The organism is Agarilytica rhodophyticola, assembly GCF_002157225.2.
Taxonomy (GTDB): Bacteria; Pseudomonadota; Gammaproteobacteria; order Pseudomonadales; family Cellvibrionaceae; genus Agarilytica; species Agarilytica rhodophyticola.
The window spans coordinates 3,750,326-3,765,618 of sequence record NZ_CP020038.1; the positions used below are offsets into that span (position 1 = coordinate 3,750,326).

Sequence of the window (15,293 nt, forward strand, 5' to 3'; positions counted from 1 at the left end):
TAAATTATAGGAAAAATATCATGTTAGACGAAACACATATTAGCAGTTTTATTATTAGTACCAACCCACCCCATCTACAGGCCGTGTGTTCTTCGCTGACAAGAATAAATACTATAGAAATAGCGTGCTTAGACAGTGATAGCGGCAAAATTGTTATTGTTATGGAAGCCTGTTCACTTAACTCTGTCAACCCCTGTATAGAGCAAATTAAATTTTGGCAGGGAGTTATGTCAGTGACCTTAATTTATCACCATGCTGAACATTCACAACGATTAGAAGAGAGCATTATATGAGTATCACGCGCAGACAATATATTAAACAACAAGCAGCCGCAGTTGCGGCGTCTGTCGCTGGCATTAGTTTACCCTCTTCTGCTACTAACTTAATTACCGCCATCGACGACACCAAGCTTACATGGTCAAAAGCACCCTGCCGTTTTTGCGGTACCGGCTGCAGCGTCAATGTCGCCACTAAAGATGGTCATGTAGTGGCAACACACGGCGACATCAAATCGCCAGTTAATCGCGGTTTAAATTGTGTTAAAGGTTATTTTTTGTCAAAAATAATGTATGGCGAGGATCGTCTACACAAGCCATTGCTTAGAATGAAAGATGGTCAGTATGCTAAAGATGGGGAATTTACACCCGTAAGTTGGGATACCGCTTTTCGCGTGATGTCTGATAAATTCAAAAAGGCCTTACAAGAAAAAGGGCCGGAGGCAATAGGTATGTTTGGCTCTGGTCAGTGGACGGTATGGGAAGGCTATGCAGCAGTGAAGCTTATAAAGGCAGGCTTTCGTTCCAATAATATCGATCCCAATGCACGCCACTGCATGGCCAGTGCTGTGGGTGGATTTATGCGTACCTTCGGTATCGATGAACCCATGGGCTGCTACGATGATTTTGAGCACGCCAATGCTTTCGTGCTTTGGGGTTCAAATATGGCAGAAATGCACCCAATCCTATGGACGCGCATCACCGATAGAAGGTTAAGTGCCCCCGAAACACAAGTAAGCGTGCTGTCTACTTATCGACATAGAAGTTTTGAGCTGGCGGATTTACCGATAATTTTTACACCTCAATCAGATTTAGCCATTGCCAATTTTATCGCCAACTACATTATTCAGAACAATGGAGTTAATCACGAGTTTGTTAACAAACACACTAATTTTAGAATGGGAAATACGGATATTGGTTATGGTTTACGGCCGCAAGACCCTTTACAAAAAAGCGCAGCCAATGCCAATAAAGCAGGCGGTTCCAAAGCTATAGACTTCGATAGCTATGCAAAGTTTGTCAGCGAGTATGATGTTACAAAAGCCAGTAAGATAAGCGGTGTCAGCGAAGCAAAACTGATAAAGCTGGCCAAGCTCTATGCAGATCCGAATATTAAAGTTATGTCGTTGTGGACAATGGGGGTCAATCAGCACACTCGTGGTGTATGGATGAATAATTTACTTTATAACATCCATCTGCTGACCGGTAAAATATCACAACCCGGTAATAGTCCCTTTAGCTTAACGGGGCAGCCATCAGCATGTGGCACCGCAAGAGAAGTAGGCACCTTCTCCCATAGGCTTCCCGCTGATATGGTAGTAAAAAATCCTAAACACCGCGCACTGGCGGAAGCCATATGGCAACTACCTCAAGGTACTATTAATGAAAAGCCCGGGGCACATGCGGTTTTGCATAATCGTAATTTAAAAGACAGCAAAATCAACGCCTATTGGATTCAATGTAATAACAACCTTCAGGCGGCGGCAAATATTAACCATGAAGGTCTTCCCGGTTATCGTAATCCCGATAATTTTATTGTAGTTTCAGATGCCTACCCCACGGTTACAGCACAAGCAGCTGACCTTATTTTACCCACTGCCATGTGGGTTGAAAAAGAAGGAGCCTACGGTAATGCCGAACGGCGTACACAGTTTTGGCATCAATTAGTTGATGCTCCTGGAGAATCAAAGTCTGACGTTTGGCAAACCATGGAGTTTGCTAAATATTTTAAAGTCAGTGAAGTCTGGCCTGAAAAATTAATCAGTAAGAAACCTGAGTATAAGAATCTTACGCTCTTCGATATCTTATTTGCTAATGGCCAAGTGAATAAATTTGATGCCAACGAAATAGATCCAAAATACAATAACAGTGAATCTAAAGATTTTGGTTTCTACGTGCAAAAAGGCTTATTCGAAGAATATGCACGTTTTGGTCGAGGCCATGGTCATGATCTTGCCGAATTTGAGACGTATCATAAAACACGCGGCCTACGCTGGCCCGTTGTCAACGGTAAAGAAACCCTTTGGCGTTTTCGTGAAGGCAGTGATCCCTATGTAGAAAAAGGCAAAGGCTTCCAATTTTATGGTAAACCTGATGGCCGTGCCACTATATTTGCCCTTCCCTACGAGCCGCCTGCAGAAGTACCGAACAGTGAATTTCCGTTTTGGTTGACTACAGGTCGCGTACTTGAACACTGGCATTCAGGCTCTATGACACAAAGAGTGCCCGAGCTTTACAAAGCTTTCCCTGATGCTCTGTGTTTCATTCATCCGCAGGATGCGAGGGATAAAAAGCTTCGGCGTGGAGATAAAGTAAAAATTAGATCAAAGCGCGGAGAAATCATTACTCGAGTGGAAACTCGTGGGCGCAATCAGCCTCCCCGAGGGCTTGTGTTTGTTCCCTGGTTTGACGCACGACAATTAATTAACAGAGTTACATTGGATGCTACAGACCCGATATCAAAGCAGACAGACTTTAAAAAATGCGCTGTTAATATTGAAAAAGTGTGAGGAAAACATAATGAAACTATGGCTAAGAGGCTTAACTGTTTTTCTTGTACTAAGTGCTATCGAGCTAAGCGCGCAAGGAATATCCACATCCATGGATATTGCAACACTCAGGCAAGGTATTGATCTTGAAACTATAAATATAAACCTACCAAAGTTGGGAAATGCCAGTAACCAAGATATCAAACGCTCTCGTGCCTACCCTATGCAGCCGCCGATAATTCCCCATAAGATCGACGCCTACCAAGTAGACCTACGCGTTAACAAGTGTTTGAGCTGTCATTCTCGTAGCCGCACTGAACAATCTCAGGCCCCCATGGTAAGTGTTACACATTTTATGGATAGAGATGGCAATTTTCTTGCCGATGTTTCACCTCGCCGGTACTTTTGTCGGCAGTGCCATGTTACGCAAGTTGAACGTAAAGACCTAATTAAAAATAACTTTAAAGATGTTCAACAGCTACTAACACAAAAGCCAGGGTATAAGGAGAACAAATGAGAAAAATCTTTATCCGTTATTGGCAAATATTTCGTAAACCTTCGGTTCACCACAGTCTGGGTTTGCTTAGTATGGGTGGTTTTATTGCAGGCATTATTTTCTGGGGTGGTTTCAATACTGCCTTAGAAGCTACCAATACAGAAACGTTTTGTATCAGCTGCCACGAAATGGAAAACACTGTCTATCAGGAACTACAACCAACTGTACATTTTAGTAATGCCTCAGGAGTACGTGCTACCTGCCCCGACTGTCATGTCCCCCATGAATGGACAAACAAGATCGCCAGAAAAATGCAAGCTTCAAAAGAAGTTTGGGGCAAAATTTTTGGCACCATCAACACACGCGAAAAATTCGAACAAAAACGCTTAACTCTCGCCCGTCATGAATGGGCACGGCTAAAAGCTAATGACTCACTGGAATGTCGCAATTGTCATAATTTTGAGTATATGGACTTTACCCGGCAAAGCGCTAGAGCCAGCGCTCAACACAGCACCGCATTGGCATCTGGAGAAAAAACCTGTATTGATTGCCACAAAGGTATCGCCCATCAGCTGCCTGATATGTCGGGCGTTAAGGGGTGGTAGTGATTGCTTTTAGGCACTAGAATAGAAAAGTTTTATTAATAAACTAGATATTAAATATTTTTTTGAAACTACAAGATATTTAATTGGCATCACTAATAATAAAGATGCTTCGTTAAATACGCTTAAAAAAATCCTATTGTAAAATCTTCTATGTTTGATTGCTGTGTATAGCAACCAACCTGATGCTAAGTAATACAACAATAATAAACTGACAAACCCTAATTTTAGATTTAACCATGTACTACGAAAGCCAAACGATAGCCATCCAACTGATTATGAGTACTCTATGTAAAGTTTTAGCGATAAAGTAGATAATCTATTCTTTAGTTCAGCCGTTGATAGTTCATAATATTCATGTTTTTTATGTACACTCAACATACTGCCATTGCTCAGTAAGTTCCAAAACAATATCTGCCTTAGCTTTATATGGGTGTACATTGTGTTTGTAGCGCTCTAACTCACTTACCAAATTCTTAAGTGAAAAGTCAACGGACTGCCGCCGCTTTGATATATCTGCCTGATGCCTAATTTTTTGAAGTTTACTATCACGAGTGAAGATAAAAATAGCATAATCTATGAGTGAGTTTATTTCACTGTGCATTGAATGAAGGCCATCAAGAATTAGTACGTTACACGTAGTAATAACTTGATCTTCACCATCGGCAACACCGCGCTCATGATTATATTCTTTGTAGAAAACAGGGGCGCTATTAAGAAAGGTCTGTAAATCAGTCTTTAAGCTGTCTATATCATATGATTCAGGATCATATCCACTTACACCAAGAGAGATTCTCTTAGACCTTGGTAATAGATAGGAATCCATCGTTAAATGACCAGCACATACCTCCTGCTCATGCAATAGAGCCTGTAATTCCTTAGCAAAATAGCTTTTCCCTAAGTCGGCTGCACCACAAATAGCAATAATAGTGTGCTCGTGTTTCTTACTCAGCTGGATAAGATTATTCACCAAGCTTTCTTTTATTTCCATAAGACAAATACGTTGTAAATTTTAAATACATATTATTAAGTTATTTCACAATGAATGTTAGCCTCAATATCTCGCCAGATAGGTTCACAAAGATCTGGGCGATAAACAGACTTTTTAAAAACCTTATGTTCATCTTTATATATATCCAATAGTCTAGTGTTCTTATCTGCCACACAAGCTCTTACATTTGACAACCTATCTGCAGCCTTGACAATAAGCGCCATTTCTAAATCACCCGACACCTCACGCATTTTTTTATAGGTCTTAGCTTTACGCTCCTTGCGGCTATCTCCTGGCTCATCGGTAAGAATCGCAACACAATTAGCAATAAAAATCCCAAACCTTGTCTCTATTTCCTCAAGGCTAGTATCCGTATCTTCCACCACATCGTGTAGATAAGCAATTATTATGGCAGTATCACCATAGGGTGTGGCAATGTCCGCGACAGCCTCCAAATGGTTTATGTACGGATGTTCACCGTATTTTTGGCTACCGTGGCGTTGTATTGCGAACTCGCGTGCTAGAGTTATCATTTGGACTCGTTCTATAGTATGTGTTTATATGCGCTATCCCCTATTGGATCTAATAGTATTAAATATAAGTTAAGATGTGAAATAAAACTAAAGCCGAAGAAAAAGGCCGATCAAAATAGTCCAAAAATATAGATCAGATTTACTACCAGTCGCTTATACAGGGTTCTTTATATATTAGGCAGAACGCCATATTGCTAAGGCTCGCGGGTTACTCTGGGTTTCTGGAGGTGTACGATGGTAAACAGCCTGGTTACCAGTATCATTTCCTAAGAAAATAGTTAAGCTACGATCTGGTGCCCTTTTTATGTGAATATCCTTATCAAACCCGGCGGTTGAACTAAAATGTTGCAGAGTATTGTTTTGTGGATCGCTCGCAATATACCTATATTGTTGAGGGATATAATCCATCCCTGTTCTGGCAAATGTTGATACAACGGTGTGTCCATCGGTGTGAAAATCTACAGCACCATGATCTTTTTTGAACTGCTGGACTTTTTGTTCGATCAAGCTTAATCCGGGCGAGAATCGTAAAGAAGGGTTTCGCGATGAAGATGAATCATAGACAGCCTGTTGGAGGCGTAAAACAGCTTGGTTTAGAGCCGTATTTTTTATGTTTTCATTAGATAAAAGCTTTTGGCTGTTTCCAATACGGCTTTCCCCAATTCGTATTACCTCTTCAAGACCATTTCTTGCGGTTTCACTAAGTTTGGGGAAGGCAATTCCGTATCTATTGATGCCAGCGGCAAGTTCCCTGAGCTGATCTGTATCATTTGCTATCGCATTTATCTCGTCGATCGCTGCTTGAATACGTCCATTTTGATCAGTAACAATGGAACGTCCAACATCTGATGTCATAGCGGTGGGATTAGCCTCCATGCGTACACCAAAGTTTTTGTTGAACCACTCTGTTGAATGATCGAGTGAAGCCGATAAGTTCGGAGTGGCCTGGGACATAGTGTAAGCACGTCGATGAGAGCCATCGGCGCTAACTAATGATTGTCTTGCCGGTGTAAATGTGTTGGCCACACTGGAGGCTCTACTCGCTAGTTGACGGGGTTGCCTCATTACGCTTGGTGGAGTCACCCCGAGACTCCGGGAACTGATCGGAGTGGTAGTCATATGATAATATCTCCATAGTAAGATGAATACGTACCGCTAACTTAGTGGCGCAATTAAAAGGTAAAGTTCTGAGACATATAGCCCATTATTGACATATAAAAAGTACGATAAGGTTGTTTCTTCGCTCCTACAAACAAGCACGTTGATCTATTTAAGAAATGAGTTAGTTAAAGATTATGGAAATTCGGAGTTTATTAGGTTGCTTATATTGGTAATACAGAAAGGCTAAATATGATTAAAGTTGGTTATCGTTGATATTCATCCCCTAATTATTATCATTACAACTTAGTTGATAATAGGTATCGTCAATATTGGGTAACGATCGATATATATCAACACCGTATCCAACAGCGTTAAGACGTGTATTTATATCACTGTTGTACAGCTGCTTTCTAAAAATAAGATATGCTTGTTTATCTTTAGCAGACTGATCGACATCGGCATTATCGCTTACATGGTTATTTTTATAATTATAAAAAGTGACAAGATGCTGATATAAACCCGGCAGAGTAAAAACCAATCTCCCCTGCTCCTGATAAATACCGTTTTTATGTGGAGATAACTGTTCAAGCGTTGATGGGTCTTGCTCTATAAAACTACAAAAGAATGTAAAGATATTATCTGCTGTTTTATTCACTGTATTCCGGCCAAGTGTTTTCGGACAACATATTTTCAAGAGGTAGTTCCTCAGCCCACTTTTCCATCACCAACATAGGTTTTTCGTAGAAACTATCCACATGTCCAAAGCATAAAATTGCAATGGGCAAACTACCGCTAGGCATATGCAACAGTTCCATTAACTCATCGGGATTAAATAGTGATACCCACCCCATACCAATACCTTCAGCACGGGAGGCTAGCCAAATATTTTGTATCGCACAAGACAGAGAAGCTAAATCCATATCCGGTAAAGTTCTGCGACCAAAGATATGCTGTTCGCGTTTATTGGGTAGTGCCGCCACAATAAGCTCAGCACACTGAAGAATACCCTCCACTTTTAATGATAAAAATTCACTTTTTCTCTCACCTAGCGCCTCTGCGGTTAGTTGCCTTTCCTTTTCAACAATCCCTGCAATGTTTTTTCTAAGGGCAGTATCGCTGATACGAATAAAACGCCAAGGTTGCATTAGCCCTACACTGGGTGCCATATGGCCTGCTCTTAACACGCGCGCCATAAGCGCTTTATCAATACTTTTATTATTAAAGTGGCGAACGTCTCGACGTTCTGCCATTACTTTATAAATAGCCTGTTTTTCGTTTTCACTATAACTATGCTTGTCTTTCATTCGCGTATTGATTCCTATTGCCCCTCCTGCCTACCGTCGATGTCTAGCAAGAGATCTTGTAATTTATCCGCATAACTATCAGCATTTTGCCATAACCCTCGCTGTGTCGCTTCTAATAAACGCTCAGCCATTTCTTCTAACGCATGAATATTTTGCGCTTCTAAAAACGCGCGATTTTCTACATCAAATACCAGTGTATCAGCCACTTTTTGATATTGATAATCATCGATAAGATTGGTGGTAGCATCGTAGGCAAATAGATAGTCAACACTGGCTGCCATTTCAAAAGCGCCTTTATAGCCGTGCGCTTGCATGGACTTAATCCACTTTGGATTTAATACGCGAGAGCGTATTACCCGATTAAGTTCTTCTTTAAGCGTTCGTACTTTCGGTTGTGTCGGATTGGAATGATCATTGTGATAGATAACTGGTGTTGCACCTGAGTACACCGCGACAGCATTGCTCATCCCTCCTTGAAATTGATAGTAATCATCGGAATCAAGAATATCGTGCTCACGATTATCTTGGTTTTGTACTACCACATCTATCTGCGTGAGACGCTGCCACAAAGCATCCCTGGCCTTGATACCATCTTCACTCTTTTTATCGTGACCATAAGCATAGCCCCCCCAATTTAAAAAGGCTTCGGCCAGGTCTTCACGACTTTGCCAACAGCGTTCATCAATTAAACCTTGCAAGCCAGCACCGTAAGCGCCTGGCTTACTGCCAAATACACGGTAACTTGCTTGTCGCTTAGCTTGTTGCTGATCGATCCCTTGTTCCTGCAATTGTTGTGTTTGTTGCTGTACATTGTTACGAACAGTATTCATGCCTCCTGGGTCTTCATATTCTGCCAACGCCTGTACAGCGGCATCATAGAGTTTCATAACATTGGGGAAAGCATCGCGAAAAAAGCCGGAAACCCGCAACGTGACGTCCACGCGAGGACGATTGAGCAGTATCGCCGGTGTAATTTCAAAATCTACCACACGTTGCGAACCCTCTGCCCATATAGGCTTGATTCCCATTAACGCGAATGCCTGCGCAATGTCGTCTCCGCCCGTGCGCATAGTGGCAGTTCCCCAGACAGACAGAGCCAGTTGCTTAGGATAATCACCATGATCTTGCAGGTGTCTCTCTATCAGCGTATGAGCGGAAGCTTGACCGATGGCCCAAGCCGCCGCAGACGGTATCGAACGATTATCTAACGAAAAGAAATTTCTTCCGGTAGGCAAAGTATCCAGTCGTCCTCGGGTAGGTGCTCCGCTTGGACCAGGGTCAACAAATTTTCCGGCTAAACCTCTAATTAACGCGTTAACTTCCTGCTCTGCACTTTGTTTTAAAGCTGTTAATACGGCGCTTTTCGCATAGCTCAGCTGCTTTGCGCTAGCAGGATAGCGGTGTTTAAAGGACTGATCCATAGCCGTATTTTCTAGCACATAATGTTGCACCCAATGAACTGCCAACAACTCCAGACGTTCTCTGGTATCGGCTTGAGAATACCACGGACGAGTATTGAGCTGTAATAATAGCTCTGGCTGATCACCACACCATTTTTCGTTAGCCACGCTTAGGGGGTCAAATAGCTCACCGTTATGCCGTAAATCAAAGTCAGCCACTAAGTTATGTAAGATTCCTTGAGCCTCTTCGGTTTTACCTCGAGGCAAACGCAGTAAAGCAACAATGGTTTCGGCCATTTTATCAACGGTAGGCAAATCACCTAAAATATGCAGCCCGTTGCGAATCTGTGCTTCTTTAATATCACACAAATAAGCATCGAGATTTGCCAATACTTGTTCTTGGTTATCTTGCTGACACCCAAGCTCTTGTAAAATATGGCCATCTTTCACTTGTTGTAAAATTTTTTCTCTCAACCAGCGCTCGCGCCGCTGATCTAAACCTAATGCTTGATAATATTCATCCACTAGATGTTCCAGCTGAGCTAACTCGCCATAGACTTCTGCACGCGCCATAGGCGGCATTAGGTGGTCAATAATGGTCGCTTGAGTACGGCGCTTCGCCTGGGCACCCTCACCTGGATCATTGACAATAAATGGATAAAAATGTGGTATAGGGCCCAGCGCGATATCCGGCCAACATTGATCGGACAAAGCCGTGCCCTTGCCTGGCAACCACTCTAAATTGCCATGTTTTCCCACATGAATGAAAGCATCAACACCATAGCAATAACGTAACCAAAAATAAAAAGCCAAATAACTATGAGGAGGAATTAAATCTGGATCATGGTAATTGGCCAGTAAATCCATATTAAAACCGCGGGCTGGTTGAATACCAATAAAGGTTTCACCTATGCGCATACCCGCCAGCATAATTCTATCGCTGCGATACTTCGGATCATGCTCCGGCATTCCCCAACGCTCAATTACCGCCTGTTGGCAATTATCAGGGAGTTTTTGGAAATACTGCCAATAATCTCGCACATGAATACTCTGCCAACAAGGTAACATGTGTAATGTATTGGGATTATTGGTAACCGATCCCAATAACGCCTTTATTAAAGCCGTGCCATTTTCAGGAATATTACCCAGCTCATAGCCACTGTTTTCCATTGCCCTTAAAATATTGATCGTGGACTGGGGCGTATCTAGGCCGACACCATTGCCTATACGGCCATCTTTAGTAGGATAGTTAGCGAGAATTACCGCAATGCGCTTTTCACTATTTTTTTTGTTGGCTAGCCGACAATACGCCAAGGCCAACTGGGTAATAAACTTAGCTCGCTCTTCATGTAACTCATAGGCGACGATGGAAATCTGACAACGCTGGCTGTAATAGGCTTGGGATTTAAAACTTATTGCTCGAGTAACAATACGCCCATCCATTTCCGGTAACACGACTTGCATAGCAATATCACGACTGCGCAGACCAACATTGCGCGTCTGCCAATCGTCAAAAGTACTGCTCGATAAAATCAGCTGTAACACCGGTATACGACGGGAAAAAGGTGATAAAAACTCGCTGGGCTGAGAAGACAGGTCGGGACTCGCCACTCGATTACTCGCAAAACTTGTAGTATTTATAATAACTTTGGCATTCGCCTGTTCTATTAATGCATTGGCAAGCGCGATAGATTCCGCATCTTTAAGTGAAGTAATGGCAATGGGCAGAGGCTGCAAGCCTTCCTCTTCTAATAATCTTATTAGCCCATCAAACATTCCGTGGTTAGCACTTTGCAAGTGGCTACGATAAAAAATAACCACACACACGTGATCTACTTTTATTTTTTTATCCGAACCAGAAGACGCTTGCCAGCGCTGTTGCCAATCTTTGTAGCTAGCTTGATTATGAGCTTTAACACTTTTAGCCCCGTAGTAATTAGCAAGACTGGCTGGCATATATATCATGCAACGAGGCAGTACTTGTGCAGCGTGCCATTGGTAGTGTTTTTGTAGATACCGGTCTGCAACAAAGTAATACAGCTGCTGATTATTGGAGACACCACCTTCTCGTAAAAAACGCCAGACACGCAAGGCATCCTGCTCATTTACAGAAGAGGCACTAAATAAAACCTCATCTGGGCTATCATCGCCCGGTACAAAAATAAGTGTTCGTGTTTTATGCTCCTGTTGCGACGCTTGTTCTGACCAAGCAAGCAAACGTTCGTAACCGTAATGCCAATAGTTAATACCACCGAGCAACGACACCACCACAACCCGAGCTTGACTAATAACTTTTTGCTCGTAAAGATCATATGCCGCAGGCTTAATCAATTGCATCCAATTAGCGAGGCGTATACTAGGAAAATCGTGAGGTAATGATTCTGCCGCCTGGGCCAGTGCCGCTAAGGCACTATCTGCCGCCGATAAAATAACAATATCGGCAGCGGTTTGATCAAGGTCGATAATGCCTTCATCATCGCTATAGCCTCCTGGCTGCGATGCTAACAGATGCATTATTTCACCTCAGCCGGTTGCCCCTCTGTTTTCGCAGGCTTTTTTAAGGCGGGCGCTAAAGCGGCTGTTAACGTTGCTTTATCAATATTTTTACCAATAAATACCAAATTTGTTGCACGCTCTTCTCCCTCTTTCCAAAGGCGATCAAAATGTACATCCAAACGCTCGCCTACAGCTTGTAATACTTGTCGCATAGGCTTGCCCGGTAGTGCAGCAAAACCTTTTGCTCGAAAAATATTGTATTGGGCTAGGAGTTCACGCAAGATACTTTGCAATTTATCCGCGTCTACTTCACCAAGGGTAATAACAAAAGAATCAAAATGATCGTGAGCATGATCGTGTTCATGGCCATGGGCATGATGATGGTCGTGATGGTTATGTACCTGATCGATCCTATCTTCAGTGGCACTTTCCATACCCATAAGCACATCCATTTGTACATCACCGTGACTAATATAGGCAGTTTTAATTGAAGGCTTAACCCGGTGGCTGACAATATTTTCAACACGCTGACGACTGCCTTGATCCAACAAATCATTTTTACTCACCACCACAAGATCAGCAGCGCTGAGCTGGTCGTCGAGCAATTCTTGTAAGCTTGGATCATGATCCAAGCTATCGTCGGCTAAGCGTTGCGCTTGCACTTTTGCCTCATCGTTGGCAAAACGACCAGCAGCAACCGCTGGCCCGTCGATAACCGTAACCACCGCATCGACAGTGCAATACTGTTTAATTTCAGGCCAATTAAAGGCTTGCACCAAGGGTTTAGGTAGCGCTAAACCAGAAGTTTCAATCAAAATATGATCGATATCCTCTCGCCGTGCCACTAGTTGTTTCATAACCGGTAGAAACTCTTCTTCCACAGTACAACAAATACACCCGTTGGCCAGCTCATAAATACCGTCTTCGCCTTCACTGCTCGTATTGGCGTTCTCACTATCATCACCGGCAATATCAGGGCAATCAAGAGGACAACTGCGCAGTAAGTCTGCATCAATATCTAGCTCACCAAATTCGTTAACAATCACAGCAATACGCTTACCTGCCGCTTGTTTTAACACATTTGAAAGCAAGGTAGTTTTACCACTACCTAAAAAACCTGTCACCACCGTTGCAGGAATTTTCTTTAGTTGCATAATAGCGTCCTTATTTAGTAAGGAAGCCCAGCTTCCCCCAAAATGATAGAGATGTAACATTAATGCATGGTATTAAGTTAAGGCTATTGTAACCTGGAGCACCCTTAGATTTACAGAATTTTGCCGCTATTCTAAATTTATCTCGAAATTTTTCGAAAGTTCCATGTTCTTTTATCCACTGACAGCCTTATCAAAAAAACAACAAATTGGATACCATTTATCTACAGCGCAATATCCGCAGCAGAACCCTATGAACATTAATAAGTTAGACACCGATGCTACAACAAGTTTTGCATAGTCTGCAGTAACATGTCGTTTAAGACTATCTTTCGTCATATATGATTTTGTGCATAAATTACACTAAAAACGTCGCATTGATGAACTTACCCGTAGCATAAACCCCTCTACCAATAAAAACTAAGAATTTATTGCCAGGTGGAATTCTCATGTATAAAGGTTCTAAAAATACAAAGCAGCTTATATACATAAAATTAGAACTCAGCTACACATGGCAATGAAAAAATTTATAAGGTTATCGCCTCTTCAATAAATTAAATAATAAATATCAATGGACTTTGGCCTCTATAAAAATTCGGATACAAGAATATTTATTTAATGTGTTAAACAAAAAAATAGCTAATAGCGTTTATCTAACAAAACCCAACAATATATACCTTTAAGAAACAACAAAACATCTTAGATAACTCATCCCTACCTGTATATCTAACCCTAAGAGTTATAGGTTTATTTAATATTATAAAACATCGGTATAAAACATTTTTTCATTTATATCTACTAATGGGCGTAAAGTATGAGAGTGGTCAAGATTGAAAAAAGAACGTTCAGCAAAATGAATGAGCATCTGCGTTATTTTTAATCCGCCCGACTATGATCGGCAAAACCTCACACTAAAAAGCTCATTCAATTATTTAATTTAATTAGAGTAGAAATATATTAATGGTAAATTTTAATACAGCATTTAATACAAATCGTGCAAACCTAGCCTTAAGTCCACAACGACCACCTGCCCGAAGTGGAAGTTTGGCCGCATCAGCCGAAGCAAGAACCAACGTTTTTGCAACAGCAGGCCTCGGATCCATGCTTACGTCACGAGTAGCAAATGCAGCAGCAGGTTTTATTAATCACTCCATGCAAAATTTTATGGCTCAAGGTGGTAGGCAAACTGTAGCTATGGCTTTAGCAACCACTACCGAGCGATCTGATTACCTTTTTGAACAGGCAGGAAATTATTCTAGTAGAGCTCAAACCGAAATAAACCGTGGCAATAAAAACAAAGCTAAAGCAAACATAGAACATGCCAGGTCGTGTATGGATGATGTCAATGAAAATCTCCTGTCTCCACATTGCAGAAGGTATTTGGATAGGATAAAGGAGTCAATTACGAGCGTTGAGAATCAACTTGGATAAATCACTCTCTAATTAATTCAACGCATACTAGGGTTTTAGCATGGCAGACGAAAGTTGGCCATGCTAAATAAAATCAACGCTTTTTAAACGCTAGTGATAAACTCGCTTATTTAAATCCTCTAAAAGCGAATAGCAACCACAGCCCCTTAAACCCAAGCCCCTAAAACCCAAGCGCCTTTTACTCCTTACCTTTCCTTTATGAGTTAGTATCGTGTAACAAGCACCCCGACTGGATAATTTCTAATCTCCCAAAAGCAGCCATCACACTTGCAGGGATTTTTTTTAGCGGCATAATGGCTTATTTTTTGGGGCCATCTCTAAGAATGGGGTTGATTTTCTGTACTTTGATTTGCAGTACCGTGATTCTCCGTACTTTGAATCTCAATGCTTTGAATCTCAGTACTTTGAATCTCAGTACTTTGAATCTCAGTACTTTGAATCTCAGTACAAGGCTCGAGCCCAATGCCACGTAGTGTAAACATGATCATATTAAAAACACCCCTACCACCTTTAATGGAAGGGATAAGGCCTATGATAAAAACAATCTTGTCCAGTAGTTTAATTGCTCTATTGCTTGGAGGATGTCAGCAGGAAAACGATGTTGCGGATAACAGTACAAATACTAAGCACGACCACCAAGCACATCATCATGGCTTACTGAATATTGAAAGTGTAGGTAACGCCGCACCCGCCCCCATGGTTACTTTGAATGCTGTCGAAGACAGCATGAATGGTTGGAACCTGCATATTCAGGTAGAAAACTTTACCTTTACCCCAGAACATGTCAACAGCGAAGTGAAAGTGGGGAAAGGTAACATTATTGAAGGCCATGCCCACCTTTATGTGGATAACTATCAGTGGGCACGCTTATACAGTCCTTGGTATCATCTTAAAAATCTAACGCCAGGCGAACATATTCTTCGCGTCAGCCTAAACACCAATGATCACGCCATATGGGCATCGGCTGATGAAGAAATTTCTTCTAGCGTGACTATTTTTCAAAAAACACTAACAGAGTAGATAT

Annotated in this window: 14 protein-coding genes; 6 read left to right on the forward strand and 8 right to left on the reverse strand. The window is 41.8% G+C overall.

The features are described from left to right. Positions 1-20 precede the first annotated feature (20 nt). The 4 genes from BVC89_RS15610 to BVC89_RS15625 are packed head-to-tail and all read left to right on the forward strand — an operon-like array spanning position 21 to position 3,865. On the forward strand, positions 21-293 hold the full coding sequence (locus BVC89_RS15610) for a chaperone NapD (RefSeq protein WP_086932088.1): 273 nt from the start codon (positions 21-23) through the stop codon (positions 291-293). Further along, positions 290-2,785: a periplasmic nitrate reductase subunit alpha gene (gene napA, locus BVC89_RS15615; protein ID WP_086932089.1), complete on the forward strand. Its 2,496-nt coding sequence runs from the start codon at positions 290-292 to the stop codon at positions 2,783-2,785. Before BVC89_RS15610 ends, napA begins: the two co-directional genes overlap by 4 nt. Positions 2,786-2,795: 10 nt before the next feature. Continuing rightward, positions 2,796-3,281 (forward strand): nitrate reductase cytochrome c-type subunit, encoded by a 486-nt coding sequence (locus BVC89_RS15620; RefSeq protein WP_086932090.1) that lies wholly within the window; start codon positions 2,796-2,798, stop codon positions 3,279-3,281. Further along, positions 3,278-3,865: a cytochrome c3 family protein gene (locus BVC89_RS15625; RefSeq protein ID WP_086932091.1), complete on the forward strand. Its 588-nt coding sequence runs from the start codon at positions 3,278-3,280 to the stop codon at positions 3,863-3,865. The genes BVC89_RS15620 and BVC89_RS15625 overlap by 4 nt, the downstream gene beginning before the upstream one ends. Before the next feature lie 361 nt (positions 3,866-4,226). Here the strand turns inward: BVC89_RS15625 and BVC89_RS15630 are convergent, their stop codons facing one another. The 7 genes from BVC89_RS15630 to cobW form a co-directional block, all read right to left on the reverse strand. After that, a complete protein-coding gene (locus tag BVC89_RS15630; protein WP_086932092.1) occupies positions 4,227-4,853 on the reverse strand; it encodes a uridine kinase family protein in 627 nt (208 codons plus the stop codon). A gap of 35 nt (positions 4,854-4,888) precedes the next feature. Then, the gene (locus BVC89_RS15635) at positions 4,889-5,386 is read right to left on the reverse strand and encodes an HD domain-containing protein (protein ID WP_086932093.1); all 498 of its coding nucleotides are present in this window, start codon (positions 5,384-5,386) and stop codon (positions 4,889-4,891) included. Positions 5,387-5,560: 174 nt separating this feature from the next. Next, positions 5,561-6,505, reverse strand: coding sequence for a hypothetical protein (locus BVC89_RS15640; protein WP_158657975.1), 945 nt, complete (start codon positions 6,503-6,505; stop codon positions 5,561-5,563). A gap of 265 nt (positions 6,506-6,770) precedes the next feature. Further along, positions 6,771-7,142 (reverse strand): hypothetical protein, encoded by a 372-nt coding sequence (locus tag BVC89_RS15645; protein WP_086932095.1) that lies wholly within the window; start codon positions 7,140-7,142, stop codon positions 6,771-6,773. Next, complete coding sequence (gene bluB, locus BVC89_RS15650) at positions 7,135-7,791, reverse strand: 5,6-dimethylbenzimidazole synthase (RefSeq protein WP_086932096.1); 657 nt, start codon at positions 7,789-7,791, stop codon at positions 7,135-7,137. Before bluB ends, BVC89_RS15645 begins: the two co-directional genes overlap by 8 nt. Before the next feature lie 14 nt (positions 7,792-7,805). Further along, positions 7,806-11,705, reverse strand: coding sequence for a cobaltochelatase subunit CobN (gene cobN, locus BVC89_RS15655; RefSeq protein WP_086932097.1), 3,900 nt, complete (start codon positions 11,703-11,705; stop codon positions 7,806-7,808). Then, on the reverse strand, positions 11,705-12,841 hold the full coding sequence (gene cobW / locus BVC89_RS15660; protein WP_086932098.1) for a cobalamin biosynthesis protein CobW: 1,137 nt from the start codon (positions 12,839-12,841) through the stop codon (positions 11,705-11,707). The genes cobN and cobW overlap by 1 nt, the downstream gene beginning before the upstream one ends. A 957-nt stretch (positions 12,842-13,798) precedes the next feature. Between cobW and BVC89_RS15665 the strand changes: the two genes are divergently transcribed. Then, positions 13,799-14,269, forward strand: coding sequence for a hypothetical protein (locus BVC89_RS15665; protein WP_086932099.1), 471 nt, complete (start codon positions 13,799-13,801; stop codon positions 14,267-14,269). Positions 14,270-14,586: 317 nt separating this feature from the next. On the opposite strand, the gene BVC89_RS29795 is transcribed toward BVC89_RS15665, so the two are convergent. Beyond that, on the reverse strand, positions 14,587-14,757 hold the full coding sequence (locus BVC89_RS29795; protein WP_158657976.1) for a hypothetical protein: 171 nt from the start codon (positions 14,755-14,757) through the stop codon (positions 14,587-14,589). Between the two features lie 43 nt (positions 14,758-14,800). On the opposite strand from BVC89_RS29795, the gene BVC89_RS15670 reads away from it, so the two are divergent. After that, positions 14,801-15,289 (forward strand): hypothetical protein, encoded by a 489-nt coding sequence (locus BVC89_RS15670; RefSeq protein ID WP_086932100.1) that lies wholly within the window; start codon positions 14,801-14,803, stop codon positions 15,287-15,289. The last annotated feature ends 4 nt before the right edge of the window (positions 15,290-15,293 follow it).

Bases quoted from the DNA above. Each gene is read 5' to 3' on its own strand.
- BVC89_RS15610 (WP_086932088.1), top strand. From the start codon at position 21: ATGTTAGACGAAACACATATTAGCAGTTTTATTATTAGTACCAACCCA.
- napA (WP_086932089.1), top strand. From the start codon at position 290: ATGAGTATCACGCGCAGACAATATATTAAACAACAAGCAGCCGCAGTT.
- BVC89_RS15620 (WP_086932090.1), top strand. From the start codon at position 2,796: ATGAAACTATGGCTAAGAGGCTTAACTGTTTTTCTTGTACTAAGTGCT.
- BVC89_RS15625 (WP_086932091.1), top strand. From the start codon at position 3,278: ATGAGAAAAATCTTTATCCGTTATTGGCAAATATTTCGTAAACCTTCG.
- BVC89_RS15630 (WP_086932092.1), bottom strand. From the start codon at position 4,853: ATGGAAATAAAAGAAAGCTTGGTGAATAATCTTATCCAGCTGAGTAAG.
- BVC89_RS15635 (WP_086932093.1), bottom strand. From the start codon at position 5,386: ATGATAACTCTAGCACGCGAGTTCGCAATACAACGCCACGGTAGCCAA.
- BVC89_RS15640 (WP_158657975.1), bottom strand. From the start codon at position 6,505: ATGACTACCACTCCGATCAGTTCCCGGAGTCTCGGGGTGACTCCACCA.
- bluB (WP_086932096.1), bottom strand. From the start codon at position 7,791: ATGAAAGACAAGCATAGTTATAGTGAAAACGAAAAACAGGCTATTTAT.
- cobN (WP_086932097.1), bottom strand. From the start codon at position 11,705: ATGCATCTGTTAGCATCGCAGCCAGGAGGCTATAGCGATGATGAAGGC.
- cobW (WP_086932098.1), bottom strand. From the start codon at position 12,841: ATGCAACTAAAGAAAATTCCTGCAACGGTGGTGACAGGTTTTTTAGGT.
- BVC89_RS15665 (WP_086932099.1), top strand. From the start codon at position 13,799: ATGGTAAATTTTAATACAGCATTTAATACAAATCGTGCAAACCTAGCC.
- BVC89_RS29795 (WP_158657976.1), bottom strand. From the start codon at position 14,757: ATGATCATGTTTACACTACGTGGCATTGGGCTCGAGCCTTGTACTGAG.
- BVC89_RS15670 (WP_086932100.1), top strand. From the start codon at position 14,801: ATGATAAAAACAATCTTGTCCAGTAGTTTAATTGCTCTATTGCTTGGA.